The organism is Caulobacter sp. NIBR2454 (assembly GCF_027474405.1).
Lineage (GTDB): Bacteria > Pseudomonadota > Alphaproteobacteria > Caulobacterales > Caulobacteraceae > Caulobacter.
The window spans coordinates 1,365,005-1,379,749 of the sequence record NZ_CP114871.1; the positions used below are offsets into that span (position 1 = coordinate 1,365,005).

Genomic DNA, 14,745 nt, shown 5'->3' on the forward strand with positions numbered 1-14,745 from the left:
TTCTAGATGTAGCGGCGCAGCGAGCGGGCCAGTTCGGTGGCGCCGGCCTTCTTCTTGGTCTGCTGCGGCTGATAGGCGACCCGGGCGTGCTCCAGGCAGTAGGGGGCGCCTTCGTCCGAGCGACGACCGCAGAAGGTGAAGCTGTCGGTCGACGGATCGCCGATCGGCCACTTGCACATATGGGCGCCTAGGGTCAGCACGGTGGCCGAGCCCGGCTCTTCAACCCGATAGACCGGTTGCTGCGGCATGGGCGCGGGCGAGGAGGAGACAGCCTCCGCCACCCGACGCGGAGCCGACGGCGCGGCCGAGACCGGACGCGCGGGGCGCGGGGTCTTGAACGCCGGGCGGCTCGGCTGCGACGGCGCGGCGCGGCCCGACAGGCCCAGGCGGTGGACCTTGCCGATCACGGCGTTGCGCGTGACGCCGCCCAATTGCTTGGCGATCTGACTGGCGGAAAGCCCGTCGAGCCAAAGTTTCTTCAGCGTGGTGACCCGTTCGTCGGTCCAGCTCATAGCCAACCCTCCAGCCCTTAAGTCCTGCGCCGCCCCCGCGGCGTCATGGACAACATCTTGTGTCGGAAGCCGGGGTGAGCCCCGCCTCCACACCACTAATCGTAAACCAGGAGTTAAGGCACACAATAGGCGCCATTCACTCTGTCCACAGAAACAAGATGTTGATAACCGACTCGGGATTTGCAGCTTCACCGGGGCCGATCCTTGCGGATGGGCCGGTCCGAGCGCACTTAGGCGAGCATGAACGACATGGCCGATAAGGTGATTCCGCCGCAGCCGCGCGACTACGCGGGCTTCAACTGGCGGGGATTCAGCACCCTGTACCTCAAGGAAATCCGCCGCTTCTGGAAGGTGGGCACCCAGACGGTGGCCGCGCCGGTGGTGACGACCCTGTTGTACATGATGGTGTTCGTGGTGGCGGTGGGCGCCTCGCGGCCCGCCATGGACGGGGTCAGTTTCGCCACTTTCGTCGCGCCCGGCCTGATCATGATGAGCGTGCTCAACAACGCCTTCGCCAATTCGTCGTCCAGCCTGCTGCAGGCCAAGATGATGGGGCTGACTTCCGACTTCCTGACGCCGCCGCTATCTTCGCTTGAGCAGGTGCTGGCCTTCACCCTCGGCGCGGCGACGCGCGGCGTGCTGGTCGGGGCGGTCACCGCCATCGCGGTCCTGCCCTTTGCTCAAGTGACTTTGGCGCACCCGTTCTGGGCGCTCTACTTCTGTGTCGGCGCGGCGATGATCCTGGGCATGGTCGGCATCATCACCGGCCTTTGGTCGGAAAAGTTCGATCACCTGGCGGCGGTGACCAACTTCCTGATCATGCCCATGACCTTCCTGTCGGGGACCTTCTATGTCGTCGATCGGCTGCCTGAGCCGTTCCGCACCTTCAGCCACTACAACCCGTTCTTCTATCTGATCGATGGGTTCCGCTATGGCTTCATCGGGGTCTCCGACGGCTCCATCGCCATCGGGGCGGTGATGACCGCCGTGCTGACCGTGGGCCTATTTTTCCTGTGCCTGCGCCTGTTCCAGCGTGGCTGGCGCCTGAAGACCTGATTCATTGACATAGCGGTCGTACGCGACGACAACGCTCAGCCTTCCCATCCCCGCGCCCTCATGTGCGGGGATCACCTTTTGGAGGCTTGCCCAGTGACCACGCCTACGACCTCTTCCGCCGCCGCGCAGACGCACCTGATGGGTGTCTACAACCGCGCTCCGCTGGCGTTCGAGCGAGGCGAGGGCGCGCGACTGTTCTCCACCGACGGCGACGTCTATCTCGACTGCGTGGGCGGCATCGCCACCACGGGTCTGGGTCACGCCCACCCTGTCCTGGTGAAGGCGCTGAAGGACCAGGGCGAGAAGCTCTGGCACGTCTCCAACATCTTCCGCATTCCCGAGCAGGAGGCTCTGGCCGACCGGCTGTGCGCGGCGACCTTCGCCGACGCGGTGTTCTTCACCAACTCCGGCACCGAGGCCATCGAGTGCGCCCTGAAGGCGGCCCGCCGCTATCACGTGGTCAACGGCCAGCCGGAGCGGGTCGAGATCATCGGCTTCGACGGCTCGTTCCACGGCCGGTCCTATGCGGCGGTCAACGCCTCGGGCAACGCCAGCTATCTTGAGGGCTTCGGCCCGCGCCTGCCGGGCTACACCCAACTGCCGTTCGGCGACTTCGACGCCCTGAAGGCCGCGCTCGGCCCGACCACCGCCGCGGTAATCATCGAGCCCGTGCAAGGCGAGGGCGGTGCCCGCGCCCTGACCGAGGCCCAGCTCGACGAACTGCGCGCCCTGGTCAGCGAGGCCGGCGCCCTGCTGATCTATGACGAGGTCCAGTGCGGCATGGGCCGGACCGGCAAGCTGTTCGCCTACGAGTGGGCCAGCGACGCCGCGCCGGACATCATGTGCGTGGCCAAGGCCCTGGGCGGCGGCTTCCCGATCGGCGCCTGCCTGGTCTCGGCCGAGGCTGGCCGCGGCATGACCGTGGGCGTCCACGGTTCGACCTTCGGTGGCAACCCGCTGGCCATGGCCGTCGGTGTCGCGGCTTTCGACGCCATCAACACCGAAGAGCTGCTGGGCAATGTCCGCGACGTGGCCGGCTACTTCGTGCAGCAGCTGAACGGCCTGAAGGACCGCTATCCGGACCTGATCGTCGACGTGCGTGGCAAGGGTCTGCTGATCGGTCTGAAACTGGCCTCCAACAACCGCGAGTTCATGGCCCTGGCCCGCGACCAGAAGCTGCTGGTCGCCGGCGGCGGCGACAATTGCATCCGTCTGCTGCCGGCCCTCAACCTGACGGTGGAGGAGGCCAGCGAAGCGATCGCCAAGCTTGAAAAGACCCTGGACGTCGTCCGGGCGTCACAAAAGGCGGCCTAAGAAGACCGCTTTCTCTGATCGGCCCCGGACGCGTGCCGGGGCCGGTTCCATTTGGGCGCCAGACGAGGACCGCCTATGACCACGCCCCGCCACTTCATCGACCTGTGGAAGCTCGAGGCTTCCGACCTGCGCGCGATCCTTGAGGACGCCAAGGCCCGCAAGGCCGCGCGAAAAGGCTGGGGCCAGGCCCGCGTGGACGCTGACGCGCCGGCGGACGGCCTCACCTTGGCGATGATCTTCGAGAAGAACTCGACCCGCACGCGGTTCTCTTTCGACGCGGCGATCCGTCAGCTGGGCGGGGCGGGGATCATCTCCACCGCCGCCGACATGCAGCTGGGCCGGGGCGAGACGATCGAGGACACCGCCCGCGTCCTGTCGCGGATGGTCGACGCGGTGATGATCCGCGCCAACTTCCACGAGGATGTGGAGCTGTTCGCCCAGAACAGCACCGTGCCGGTGATCAACGGCCTGACCGACAAGAGCCACCCGTGCCAGATCATGGCCGACCTGCTGACCTTCGAAGAGCATCGCGGCTCGGTCGAGGGCAAGACGATCGCCTGGGTGGGCGACGGCAACAATGTCTGCGCCAGCTTCATCCACGCCGCGCCCAAGCTGGGCTTCGAGCTGAAGATCGCCTGCCCGGCGGTCTATCATCCAGATCTGGTCGATCTGGCCCGCGCCGCCGAGCAGCAGGGCCGCATCACCATGACCGACGATCCGCGTGAAGCGGTGAGGGGCGCCGACTGCGTCGTGGCCGACACCTGGGTGTCCATGGGCGACGTGGACCATGACGAGCGCATCGCCGCCTTCGAACCCTATCAGGTTGACGAGGCGCTGATGGACCTGGCCCATCCGGACGGCGTGTTCCTGCACTGCCTGCCGGCGCACCGCGGCGAGGAAGTGACCGACGCCGTTCTGGACGGTCCGCGCTCGCTGGTCTGGGACGAAGCGGAGAACCGCATCCACGCCCAGAAATCAGTGCTGGCCTGGTGCTTCGGCAAGGTGGGGTGACGGACGGGCTCGCAATCTTGCGTGCGAGCCCCTATCTGACCGCCCCATGACCGAAATCACTGACAACCTCGTCGCCGCCTTTTCGATCGAAGGCCACCCCGTTCGCGGCCGCATCGTCCGTCTTGGCGACGCTGTGAACGAGGTGATGAGCCACCACGACTATCCCGAGCCCGTGGCCAACCTGCTGGGCGAAGCCTGCGCGCTCGCCGCGCTGGTGGGCTCGGCCCTGAAGTTCGACGGTCGCCTGATCGTTCAAGCCCAGGGCGACGGCCCCGTGGCCTATGTGGTCTGCGACTACGAAACCGACGGCAGCCTGCGCGGCTATTGCCGCTTCGACCCCGAGCGCGTGGCCGAGGCGTCCAAGGGCTTCGTCCGCCCGGGAGCCAAGACCCTGCTGGGCCACGGCGTGTTCATCATGACCATCGACCAGGGCCCGGACATGGACCGGTACCAGGGCGTCACTCCGATCGAGGGCGAGACCCTGGCCCTGTGCGCCGAGCAGTACTTCGCCCAATCCGAACAGACGCCGACGCGCCTGCGCCTGGCGGTCGGCCAGGTCGATGACGGTTCGGGTCCCACCTGGCGGGCTGGCGGGTTGATGATCCAGATGATCAGCGGCGACGACGCGCGCGGCTCGACCGAGGACTCCTGGACCCACGTCCAGGCCCTGTTCGAAACCACGGGTGAGGACGAGCTGGTCGATCCGACCATCCCGGCCGAGCTGTTGCTGTACCGCCTGTTCCACGAGGATGGCGTGCGCATGTTCGAGGCCCAGCCGCTGAAGGCCTTCTGCCGCTGCTCGCCCGAGCGGATCGAGACCGTGCTGCAGTCCTTCAGCGACGAAGAGCGCGCCGACATGGTCGAGGACGACGGCAAGATCCACGTCACCTGCGAGTACTGCTCGCGGGTGTACGACCTGGATCCGGACGTGAAGGTCTAGTGCGTCCTTCGAGACGGCCGCTACGCGGCCTCCTCAGGATGACGTAATCAGCAAAAGCATTCGTCATGCTGAGGAGCGCCGCAGGCGCGTCTCGAAGCACGCAAGGCGTTACTTGGCCGCCACGTCACTCAGTAGTGCGGGCTTCTCGCCCGCCAGGGATTTCACCACCGCCTCGTTGGCTCGCATCACCCGCAGGATATTCTCGCCGGTGAGCTTGCGCAGGTCCGCCTCGCTCCAGCCACGCGAGGACAGCTCCGCCAGCAGCACGGGGTAGGACTCCACGCCCGTCAGGTCGGTGGGCGTGCTGTCGATGCCGTCGAAGTCGCCGCCGATGCCGACGCAGTCGACGCCGCAGACCTTGCGGACATGCTCCACGTGGTCGGCGACTTCCTTGGAGCTGGCCTTGGGCTCGGGATTCGCCGCGACCCAGGCGTCGAGGCCGGCCTTCACGGCCTTGGGATCGCCGGGGTTCAGGGACTTGAGCCTGGCTTCCAGAGCGGACTTCTCGCCATTCCACTGACGGATCGTCTCGGAGACGAAGCCCGGGACGAAGGTGATCATCACCACGCCCTTGTTGACCGCCACCAGTTTAAGCACATCGTCCGGCACGTTGCGGGCGTGCGGCGTGACGCCGAAGGCCGAAGAGTGGCTGAAGATCACCGGCGAGCGGCTGACGCGCAGTGCGTCCTTCATGGTCTCGGCCGAGACGTGGGACAGGTCCACCAGCATGCCGACGCGGTTCATCTCCTTGACCACCGCCTCGCCGAAGGGCGACAGGCCGTCGCTGATCGGGGCGTCGGTGCCGCTATCGGCCCAGGGCAGGGACTTGGAGTGGGTCAGGGTCATGTAGGCGACGCCCGCGCGGCGAAATTCCCGCAACATCGAAAGCTGGCCGTCGATGGCGTTGCCGCCCTCGATCCCGAACAAGGAGGCGACCTTGCCCGCCTTTTCGATGCGGACCACGTCGTCGGCGGTGCGGGCGAACTCCAGCCGGTCGGGGCGTCGGTCGATGATGCGCTGGGCGGTGTCGATCTGGCGCCAGACGGCCTGGGTCGCGGCGGGGCCCTTCAGGTCGGCGGGGATATAGACCGACCAGAACTGCGCGCCGACGCCGCCCTGTTTCAGGCGATCCATGTCGGTGTGCAGCTTGCCGCGGGTGTCGCCGTCGATGCCCGCCTTGTCCGGATCGCTGTCGAAGCCGCCCAGCAGAGCCCACGGCAGGTCGTTGTGCCCGTCGAACACCGGGCTCTTGGCCAGGGCGGCCTTGGCCTTGGCCATGTCGGCCGCGGTCGGCGCGGCGTGGACGGCGGTGGAAAGCGCGGCGAACGCGCTGGCGAGCAGCAAGGCTTTGCGGATCATGTCCCCTCCGGAAAATCGCGAGGGGGACGTTGGCCCGGCGGGGCAGGGCGCGCAAGCGCTCGCCGCCTAGTTCATCCGCTTGCGGGCGTCGGGCATGTGCAGGGAGAACTCGGGGATCAGCGCCTCGAACACTTCGCCGCCCTCGGTGATCATCTGATAGGCGCCGCGCATGGTCCCGGACGAGGTCTGCAGCGGGCAGCCGGAGTTGTAGCGGAACGCCTCGCGGGGCTTCAGCTCCGGCTGTTCGCCGATCACCCCGATGCCGCGCACTTCCTCGACCCGGTTCATGGCGTCGGTGATCACCCAGTGGCGCGAGACAAGCTGGACCGTCTCCTCGCCATGGTTCTCGATCTCGATCATGTAGCCCCAGAAGAACCGGTTCTCTTCCGGGTCCGAATGGGCAGGCATGTAGTCGGCCGCCACGCGCACGAGGATGTCGCGAGTCTTGGTCTCGTAGACCGGGGCGTCTCCCGTACGCTTGCGGCGGATACGTCTCATCATGCGGCGTCGAGCGCTCTTTCCACGTCACGCGCCAGATCGGCCTCGTCCTCCAGGCCCACGGACATGCGTACGCAGCCTTCGGTCACGCCGATGGCGATGCGGTCTTCCTCGCTCATCGAGCGATGGGTCGTGGTGGAGGGGTGGGTGGCCATCGACTTGGCGTCGCCGAGGTTATTGGAGATGTCCACCAGCTGCAGGGCGTCCAGGAACGCCCAGGCCCGCTCGCGCGAGCCCAGATCAAAGGCGATTAGATTGGAGAAGCCGCTCATCTGTTTGCGCGCCACGTCAGCCTGCGGGTGGTCCGAGCGACCCGGATAGAAGATTCGCTGGGCCTTTTCATGGTTACCGATCAGGTCCGCCAATTTAGCCGCGGTGTCGCTCTGGCGGCGGACGCGCAGGTCCATGGTCGCCAGACCGTTCAGGTGCAGCCACGCATTGAACGGCGAGATCGCCGGGCCGGTGTGGCGCAGCAGGTCGCGATAGGCCTCGTCCATCAGCTCCTGGCTGCACAGGATCGCCCCGCCCAGGACACGGCCTTGGCCGTCGATGTGCTTGGTGGTCGAATAGACGACCACATCGGCGCCCAGCTTCAGGGGCTGCTGGAAGATCGGGGTGGCGAAGACGTTGTCCACCACCACCTTGGCCCCGACGGCGTGGGCCAGCTTGGCCACCTCCTCGATGTCGGTGATCTCAAGCAGGGGATTGCATGGCGTCTCGATCAGCACCGCCTTGGTGTTGGGGCGCAGAGCGGCTTCCCAGGCCTTCAGGTCCGGGCCGTCCACATAGGTCACCTCGACCCCGAACTTCGGCATCCAGTTGGACAGGATCCATCGGCAAGACCCGAACAGGGCGCGGCCGGCCACGATGTGATCGCCGGCCTGGACCAGGCCCGAGAGGGCCACATGCACGGCCGCCATGCCAGACGCCACCGCGCGGCACGCCTCGGCGCCCTCCAGCAGGGCTAGGCGCTCTTCGAACATCGCCGTCGTGGGGTTGGCGTAGCGGCTGTAGACAAAGCCGGGCTCGTCGCCGGCGAAGCGCGCGTCTGCCCCGGCCGCCGAATCGTAGACGAAGCTTTGGGTCAGGAAGAGGCCCTCGGCCGTCTCGCCCCAGGGGCTGCGCATCAGGCCGCCCCGGATCAGCTTGGTCGCTGCGTTCCAGGATTTGGGATCTTCGGCCATGGCGGGCTCCTCACTTTCGTCGCGCGGAGAAAGGCTTACACCCGTTGCAAGGTCAAGCCGAAGGGGCCTGCGGGGGCTTTCAGCAAAACTCGTCACAGACCAAGCCTTGCCTTCCGCGCGTCGGGCGGCGAGTGTCGCCGTCCAATGACGAACGCCCTTACCGCAGGCATCCTCCCCTGCCAGTCCATCGAGGACCTGATCGACCGCGAGGCGATCACCTCGCTCACCGCCTTCGACGCCGACCAGGTACAGCCCGCCAGTCTGGACCTGCGGCTGGGTGTCCGCGCCTGGCGGGTCCGCGCCTCGTTCCTGCCGCGCGCGCGCACGGTGATGGAGCGTCTGGACGACGTGAAGATGCACGAGCTGGATCTGGCCGCCGGCGCGGTGCTCGAGCGCGGCTGCGTCTATATCGCCGAGGTTCAGGAACGCCTGCGCCTGCCGGACGGGGTCTCGGCCCGGGGCAATCCCAAGAGCTCGACCGGTCGCGTGGACGTCTTCGTCCGCCTGCTGACCGACCATGGGCCTGCCTTTGACGACGTCGCGGCCGGCTATGACGGCCCGCTCTATATCGAGATCGCGCCACAGACCTTCTCGGTGCTGGTCCGCACCGGCACCCGCCTGAACCAGCTGCGCCTCAAGCAGGGCGAGCCGCCGAAGCTGGAGACCCGCAGCGTCGGCGTCGATCTGACCAGCGGCCTGGCCGGCTTCCGCGGCCGCCGCCATGCCGGCGTGATCGACCTGGACAAGGTGGACGGCCACGATCCGCGCGACTTCTGGGAGCCGCTGGAGCCCCGCCGTGGCGAACTGCTGCTCGATCCGGGCGAGTTCTACATCCTGGCCTCCAAGGAAAACGTGCAGATCCCGGTGCTGCAGGCCGCCGAGATGACGCCCATCGATCCGTCGGTGGGGGAGTTCCGCGTCCACTACGCCGGCTTCTTCGATCCCGGCTTCGGCACGGAGGAGGCGGGCGCCGTCGGCTCCAAGGGCGTGCTCGAGGTCCGCAGTCACGAGACCCCCTTCCTGCTGGAAGACGGCCAGATCGTCGCCCGGCTGGTCTATGAGCCGCTGACGGCTCGGCCGACCCGGCTCTATGGGGAGGACGGCAGCCATTATCAGCGCCAGGGCCTGAAGCTGTCCAAGCACTTCAAGGTCTGGAGGTAGGTCTCTGCGTCCTTCGAGACGGCCTTCGGCCTCCTCAGGATGACGAATTCAGAGTGCAAAAAACCTCGTCATGCTGAGGAGCGCGACAGCGCGTCTCGAAGCACGCCTTGCCTATCCGCTAAGGCCAACCCCTACGAGGGGGTTAGCTCACTGGACTTTTTGTAAAGCTAACTTGACTCAATCTCGCCATTGTATGACAAGCTTCCTTGTCATCGCGGAGGTGGGTCATGTTGATGTTGAAGCTTGGTGGTTCTCGAAAGCGCCTGACCGGGCTCGCCCTGATCTCGGTTTTTGGGTTGGCTGGCGGCATCGGCTTTTTGAAGGGCGCGCAGATGACCGGGGCGGAAGACTCCCCCATTCCGCTCGCCGTTCTTCTGGTCTTGCTGGTGATCGCGCTGACCGCCGCGCTTCGGCTGAGCTGGAAGTGGTGGGCCTCGGTCGATGAGGGCGTTCGCAGCGCCCACATGAACGGCTGGTATCACGGCGGCTCCATCGCCACGATGCTGGCGCTTGTGATAGCCCTCGCGCTTTTCGCTGGGCCGCAGACGCTGACCTTTCCCCTGAGCGGCGCCGGTGAGCTGTTCGGCCTGGGCGTGCTGTTCTGCGTCGCTGTTCAGCTCGTTGGCTATGGGGTCGGCTGGGCCATCTGGTGGGCGCGCGCGAGCCGCTAGCCGTCATTCCTCGAAATATAAGGAACCAAGCCATGGAATTTTCCTGGAACCCTGTCCTGCGCCGTTATCTGCTGCGCTTCTCGATCTCGATGGTTCTCTATGTCGTGGTGCTGATCGCCTCCCTCCGCCTGTTGCGGACGCAGGAGCTGCAGGGTCCGCTGCTCTATCTGGTTGCCGTCGCTCCCGCCCTGCCGATCCTGGGCGTCATCTGGGCCATGGGCGCCTTCGTGGTGGAGCTGAAGGACGAGTATCAGCGCATGCGGCTGGTCCGGGCGATGATGATCGCCACGGGCCTGAGCCTGTCGATCTTCACCGTCGTGGGCTTTTTGCAGAACTCGGGCGCGATCCAGGCCGAGCCGCTGTGGGCCTTTCCGATCTGGTGCGCCTGCCTGGGTCTCGCCCAGGTCGGCGGCAGGATCCTGGATCGATGAAGAACCGGCTCAAGGTCCTGCGGGCCGAGCGCGACTGGAGTCAGGCCGATCTGGCCCAGCGGCTGGAGGTCTCGCGCCAGACCATCAACGCCCTGGAGACGGGCAAGTACGACCCCAGTCTCCCGCTCGCCTTCCGCATCGCGCGGCTGTTCGGACAGTCGATAGAAACGATCTTCCAGGACGAAGCCTAGGTCAGGGCAGGGGGCAACACCGCACCCCATGGCGCGGCGCAGCATTTTCTGGTATCAGCCGCGACATTCAAAGAATTCGCCCGGGTTATCGGCGTCGCAATCTGGCGGCGCGCCTTGCGCGTTTCGAGCCCGGCCCAAGGATACCATGAGCTTTCCCCCTACCCATCCCGCCCTCGCGCGCGCTCTCGCCGCGCAAGGTTATGAGACCCCCACGCCGATCCAGGCCGCCGTTCTGGAAGCCGAGGCCGACGGTCGCGACCTGCTGGTCAGCGCCCAGACGGGTTCCGGCAAGACGGTCGCTTTCGGCCTCGCCGCCGCCTCGACCCTGCTGGGTGAAGCCGAGACTTTCGGCAAGGCCGGCGCGCCCCTGGCCCTGGTCATCGCCCCGACCCGCGAACTGGCCATGCAGGTCGAGCGCGAGCTGACCTGGCTGTACGCCCCGGCCGACGCCCGCGTCGTCTCCTGCGTCGGCGGCATGGATCTGCGCAAGCAGATGCGCGACCTGAACTATGGCGCGCACATCGTCGTCGGCACCCCCGGCCGCCTGCGCGACCACGTGGAGCGTGACCGCCTGGATCTGTCGCAGCTTCAGGTCGTCGTTCTCGACGAGGCCGACGAGATGCTGGACATGGGCTTCCGGGAAGACCTGGAGTTCATCCTCGACGCCGCGCCGGCCGAACGCCGCACCCTGCTGTTCTCGGCCACCATCGCGCGCGAGATCGCGACCCTGGCCAAGACCTACCAGCGCGACGCCCTGCGTATCGACACCACCAAGAAAGACGTCCCGCACGGCGACATCGAATATCGCGCCGTCAAATGCGCGCCGAACGAGGTCGAGCATGCGGTGGTCAACGTCCTGCGCTTCTTCGAGGCACAGGGCGCCCTGGTGTTCTGCAACACCCGTGACGGCGTGCGCCACATGCACGCCCGCCTGCGCGAGCGCGGCTTCTCGGTCGTCGGCCTGTCGGGCGAGCTGACCCAGAAGGAGCGCGCCGACGCGCTTCAGGCCCTGCGTGACGGTCATGCCCGCGTCTGCGTCGCCACCGATGTGGCCGCCCGCGGCCTCGACCTGCCCGATCTGGGCCTGGTGGTCCACGCCGACCTGCCGGTGAACCGCGCCACCCTGCTGCACCGTTCGGGCCGTACCGGCCGGGCCGGCAAGAAGGGCGTCTCGGTCCTGATCGCCCCCTACACCCGCCGCCGCAAGGCCGAGCAATTGCTCGACGCCGCCTCGGTCGAAGGCGTGTGGGAGAACCCGCCGTCCGCCGACGCCATCCGCGCCAAGGACCGAACCCGCATGCTCAGCGATCCGCTGCTGAGCGAGGTCCCGACCGAGGACGATCTGGAGATGGGCCGCGCCATCCTGGAAAGCCGCACCCCGGAAGAGGTCGCCGCCGCCCTGGCCCGCGTCTATCGCTCGCGCCTGCCCGATCCGGAAGACATGCTCTCGGACGGTCCGACCCAGGAGATCCGTCGCTTCGAGCGTGGCGATCGTCCGGAGCGCGACGCGCCCCGCGACCGCATGGACCCCAATGACGCCGTGTGGTTCCGCGTCACCGTGGGCCGCGCCAAGAACGCCGACCCCAAGTGGCTGATCCCGCTGATCTGTCGCCTGGGCCATGTCACCAAGAAGGACATCGGCTCGATCCGCATCTTCGATCGCGAGACGAAGTTCGAGATCTCCAAGGAAGCCGAACCCAAGTTCTCGGCCGCCGTGGCCTCGACCTCGGAAGACGACATCCGCATCGAGCCGAGCACCCCGCCGGCCGCGCGCAGCGAGGGTCCTCGCGGTCCTCGTCCGGAACGCAAATTCGATGGCCCGCGCCCTGAGCGCAAGTTCGACGGTCCCCGTCCGGAACGCGGCGAGCGTCCCGAGCGCCCGAAGTTCGACGGCCCGCGCCCCGAGCGTGCGGAACGCCGCTTCGATGGTCCGCGTCCTGAACGCGCCGAGCGCAGCGATCGCCCCGAGCGTCCGTTCGACCGGCCGCGTGGCGACAAGCCGCGCTTCGACGGTCCGCGCGACGCCGCCGCGCCCCGCAAGCCCTACCGCGCGCGGGAAGAGGGCGGTGCTTCCGACTTCAAGCCCAAGGGTGATTTCAAGCCCAAGGGTGACTTCAAGCCGCGTGGCGACTTCAAACCTCGCGAAGACCGCCCGCGCGGCGAATACAATCCCCGCGATGACAAGCCGCGCGGTGAGTACAAGCCTCGCGACGACAAGCCCCGTGGCGAGTTCAAGCCGCGAGAGGATTTCAAGAAGGACGGCTTCAAGAAGAAGCCCGATTTCAAGGCCAAGGGTGACTTCAAGGCCAAGAGCGATTTCCGCAAGGATGATCGCCCTCAGACCAGCTTCAACACCAAGACTGGCTTCAAGAAGCCGTTCAAGAAAGGCCCGCGCCCCTGAGGCTTGGGCGGTAGCGTTTAGATCAAATTGACGGCGGCTTCCCCTGGAGGCCGCCGTCAGCGTTTGTGACAACTGTCACAGAACTGTCGTGTATGTGCTTTAGGGACGACACGCGGCGGGTTGGTTTCGGACGCTAAAAGCAAGCGTCCGGGCCGTCGGCCCTAAAATTCCCTGAGCGCTTCACACGAGGTTTTTCCCATGCGCGCGAAGTCGATCCTCCTTACCCTCGCCATGTTCGCCGGTGCGGCGACCCTGGCCGCTTGCGGTCAATCCGACGACGCCGCCAAGACGCCGGCCCAGGCCGCCGCCGGTTCCGGTCTTTCGGGCGCTGGCGCGACCTTCCCCGCGCCGCTCTACGCCAAGTGGGCCGAAGACCATCGCGCCGAGACGGGCGTCGCCATCAACTACCAGGCCATCGGCTCGGGCGGCGGCATCAAGCAGATCAAGGCCAAGACCGTCGACTTCGGCGCCACCGACAAGCCGCTCAGCCAGGCTGACCTGGACGAGGCCGGCCTGTTCCAGTTCCCCACCGTCATCGGCGGCGTGGTGCCGATCGTGAACCTGCCGGGCGTCGCGGCTGGCCAGCTGAAGCTGACCGGCGCCATCCTGGGCGACATCTATACCGGCGCGATCACCAAGTGGTCCGACCCCAAGATCGCCGCCATCAACGCCGGCGTGAACATCCCCAACCTGCCGATCACCGTGGTTCACCGCGCCGACGGCTCGGGCACGACCTTCCTGTTCACCACCTACCTGACGGCCAAGAGCCCAGCCTGGAAAGACAAGGTCGGCGCCGGCGACGCCGTGTCGTGGCCCACCGGCCAGGGCGGCAAGGGCAATGACGGGGTCTCGGCCTTCGTTCGCCAGACCCCCGGCTCCATCGGCTATGTCGAATACGCCTTCGCCAAGCAAAACGGCCTGGCCCACGCCCAGCTGCAGTCCAAGGACGGCTCCACCTTCCTGAACCCCAGCGCCGAAAGCTTCGCCGCCGCGGCCGCGGGCGCCGACTGGGCCTCGGCTCCGGGCAACGCCCTGCTGCTGATCGATCAGGACGGCGCGGGCGCCTGGCCGATCACCGGCGCGACCTTCATCCTGGTCCACAAGCAGCCGGTCGACGCCGCCAAGAAGGCCCAAGTCCTGAAGTTCTTCGAATGGACCTACGCCAAGGGCGACGCCGCCGCCTCGGCCCTCGACTACGTGCCGCTGCCCGCGGCCGTGAAGACGATGATGCTCGACCAGATGAAGGCCCAGACCCCGGCCGCCTAAGTCTTCTCGAGTTTCGAACGACAAGATCCGCCGGGGCCGCGCGCTCCGGCGGATTTTTTGTACGTGCGGGGTGACGGGGAGGGGGGAATGGGGCTAGCAAGCCCGCTTTAGGGAGCCTCGTCATGACCCGTCACGAACTGAAGTGCTGGCCGGACTATTTCGCCGCCATCCGGGCCGGGACCAAGACGTTCGAGATGCGCCGCAACGACCGCGGCTTCCAGATCGGCGACATCGTCGTCCTGCGCGAATTCGATCCCGCCACCGACGACTATACCGGCCAGACCGAGGAGCGGCAGATCACCTATCTGCTGTCCGAAGAGGGCTTTGGCTTCATCCACGGCTGGGTCGCCATCGGCTTTGGCCGTGTGCCCCACGCCACCGACACGCCGCTCGACGAGACCCTGACCACAGAGGCCCTGGCCCAGTGGCACGACCAGCAGTCGCGCAACGCCGCCCAGCGGGCGGAAGGCGCCCGTCAGACCGCCGCCGGCTATGCGCGCGACGCCGAAACCCAGCTGGCGCTCAAGGCGTCCGTCGCGCGGTTCGAGGCCATGGCCAAGGCCGGTGAGGCCGACGCCAGCTTCCATGCGGCCGCCGCCCACCTGGTCCGCGCCGGCAAGGCTCACTAGGCTCGCTTTCGCACTTGATGCGCGCCCGTTGTGACAACGTTGTCAGGGCTTCTTGACAGCGTTGTCATTTCGCGTTCAACATCCTCCCCAGACCAGCCCCATCAAGAGCGCTGGCGGGAGG

General features: G+C 66.9%; 15 protein-coding genes. 11 read left to right on the plus strand and 4 right to left on the minus strand.

All coding sequences use genetic code 11. From position 1 onward, the window contains the following. Positions 1–2 precede the first annotated feature (2 nt). Positions 3–512 carry a cell cycle sigma 70 cofactor GcrA gene (gcrA, locus tag O5K31_RS06725; RefSeq protein ID WP_269716537.1) on the minus strand — a complete coding sequence of 170 codons (510 nt, stop codon included), beginning with the start codon at positions 510–512 and terminating at the stop codon, positions 3–5. Between the two features lie 240 nt (positions 513–752). Between gcrA and O5K31_RS06730 the strand changes: the two genes are divergently transcribed. The 4 genes from O5K31_RS06730 (at position 753) to O5K31_RS06745 (ending at position 4,833) form a co-directional block, all read left to right on the plus strand. Beyond that, positions 753–1,568, plus strand: a complete 816-nt coding sequence (locus O5K31_RS06730; RefSeq protein WP_269716538.1) for an ABC transporter permease — start codon at positions 753–755, stop codon at positions 1,566–1,568. Between the two features lie 138 nt (positions 1,569–1,706). After that, positions 1,707–2,882, plus strand: a complete 1,176-nt coding sequence (locus O5K31_RS06735) for an aspartate aminotransferase family protein (RefSeq protein WP_269717012.1) — start codon at positions 1,707–1,709, stop codon at positions 2,880–2,882. A gap of 75 nt (positions 2,883–2,957) precedes the next feature. Beyond that, entirely contained in the window at positions 2,958–3,893 is a 936-nt protein-coding gene (gene argF, locus O5K31_RS06740) for an ornithine carbamoyltransferase (protein ID WP_269716539.1), read from the plus strand. A 46-nt stretch (positions 3,894–3,939) separates the two neighbouring features. Then, positions 3,940–4,833 (plus strand): Hsp33 family molecular chaperone, encoded by an 894-nt coding sequence (locus O5K31_RS06745; protein WP_269716540.1) that lies wholly within the window; start codon positions 3,940–3,942, stop codon positions 4,831–4,833. A gap of 108 nt (positions 4,834–4,941) precedes the next feature. On the opposite strand, the gene O5K31_RS06750 is transcribed toward O5K31_RS06745, so the two are convergent. The 3 genes from O5K31_RS06750 to metZ all read right to left on the minus strand — a co-directional run bounded on the left by O5K31_RS06750 (position 4,942) and on the right by metZ (position 7,874). Then, complete coding sequence (locus tag O5K31_RS06750; protein WP_269716541.1) at positions 4,942–6,192, minus strand: dipeptidase; 1,251 nt, start codon at positions 6,190–6,192, stop codon at positions 4,942–4,944. 66 nt (positions 6,193–6,258) lie between these two features. After that, entirely contained in the window at positions 6,259–6,690 is a 432-nt protein-coding gene (gene apaG / locus O5K31_RS06755) for a Co2+/Mg2+ efflux protein ApaG (RefSeq protein ID WP_269717013.1), read from the minus strand. After that, positions 6,690–7,874 carry an O-succinylhomoserine sulfhydrylase gene (gene metZ / locus O5K31_RS06760; RefSeq protein ID WP_269716542.1) on the minus strand — a complete coding sequence of 395 codons (1,185 nt, stop codon included), beginning with the start codon at positions 7,872–7,874 and terminating at the stop codon, positions 6,690–6,692. The genes apaG and metZ overlap by 1 nt, the downstream gene beginning before the upstream one ends. Positions 7,875–8,018: 144 nt before the next feature. Here metZ and O5K31_RS06765 point away from each other — a divergent pair, with 144 nt between their 5' ends. The 7 genes from O5K31_RS06765 (at position 8,019) to O5K31_RS06795 (ending at position 14,624) form a co-directional block, all read left to right on the plus strand. Continuing rightward, positions 8,019–9,035: a 2'-deoxycytidine 5'-triphosphate deaminase gene (locus O5K31_RS06765; protein ID WP_269716543.1), complete on the plus strand. Its 1,017-nt coding sequence runs from the start codon at positions 8,019–8,021 to the stop codon at positions 9,033–9,035. Positions 9,036–9,262: 227 nt separating this feature from the next. Beyond that, entirely contained in the window at positions 9,263–9,706 is a 444-nt protein-coding gene (locus O5K31_RS06770; RefSeq protein ID WP_269716544.1) for a hypothetical protein, read from the plus strand. Between the two features lie 32 nt (positions 9,707–9,738). After that, positions 9,739–10,137, plus strand: a complete 399-nt coding sequence (locus tag O5K31_RS06775; RefSeq protein ID WP_269716545.1) for a hypothetical protein — start codon at positions 9,739–9,741, stop codon at positions 10,135–10,137. After that, complete coding sequence (locus O5K31_RS06780; protein WP_269716546.1) at positions 10,134–10,328, plus strand: helix-turn-helix transcriptional regulator; 195 nt, start codon at positions 10,134–10,136, stop codon at positions 10,326–10,328. The genes O5K31_RS06775 and O5K31_RS06780 overlap by 4 nt, the downstream gene beginning before the upstream one ends. A gap of 145 nt (positions 10,329–10,473) precedes the next feature. Beyond that, positions 10,474–12,729: a DEAD/DEAH box helicase gene (locus tag O5K31_RS06785; protein ID WP_269716547.1), complete on the plus strand. Its 2,256-nt coding sequence runs from the start codon at positions 10,474–10,476 to the stop codon at positions 12,727–12,729. A 198-nt stretch (positions 12,730–12,927) separates the two neighbouring features. Further along, complete coding sequence (gene pstS / locus O5K31_RS06790) at positions 12,928–13,995, plus strand: phosphate ABC transporter substrate-binding protein PstS (protein WP_269716548.1); 1,068 nt, start codon at positions 12,928–12,930, stop codon at positions 13,993–13,995. Positions 13,996–14,117: 122 nt separating this feature from the next. Next, a complete protein-coding gene (locus tag O5K31_RS06795; RefSeq protein ID WP_269716549.1) occupies positions 14,118–14,624 on the plus strand; it encodes an ASCH/PUA domain-containing protein in 507 nt (168 codons plus the stop codon). Positions 14,625–14,745: the final 121 nt, after the last annotated feature.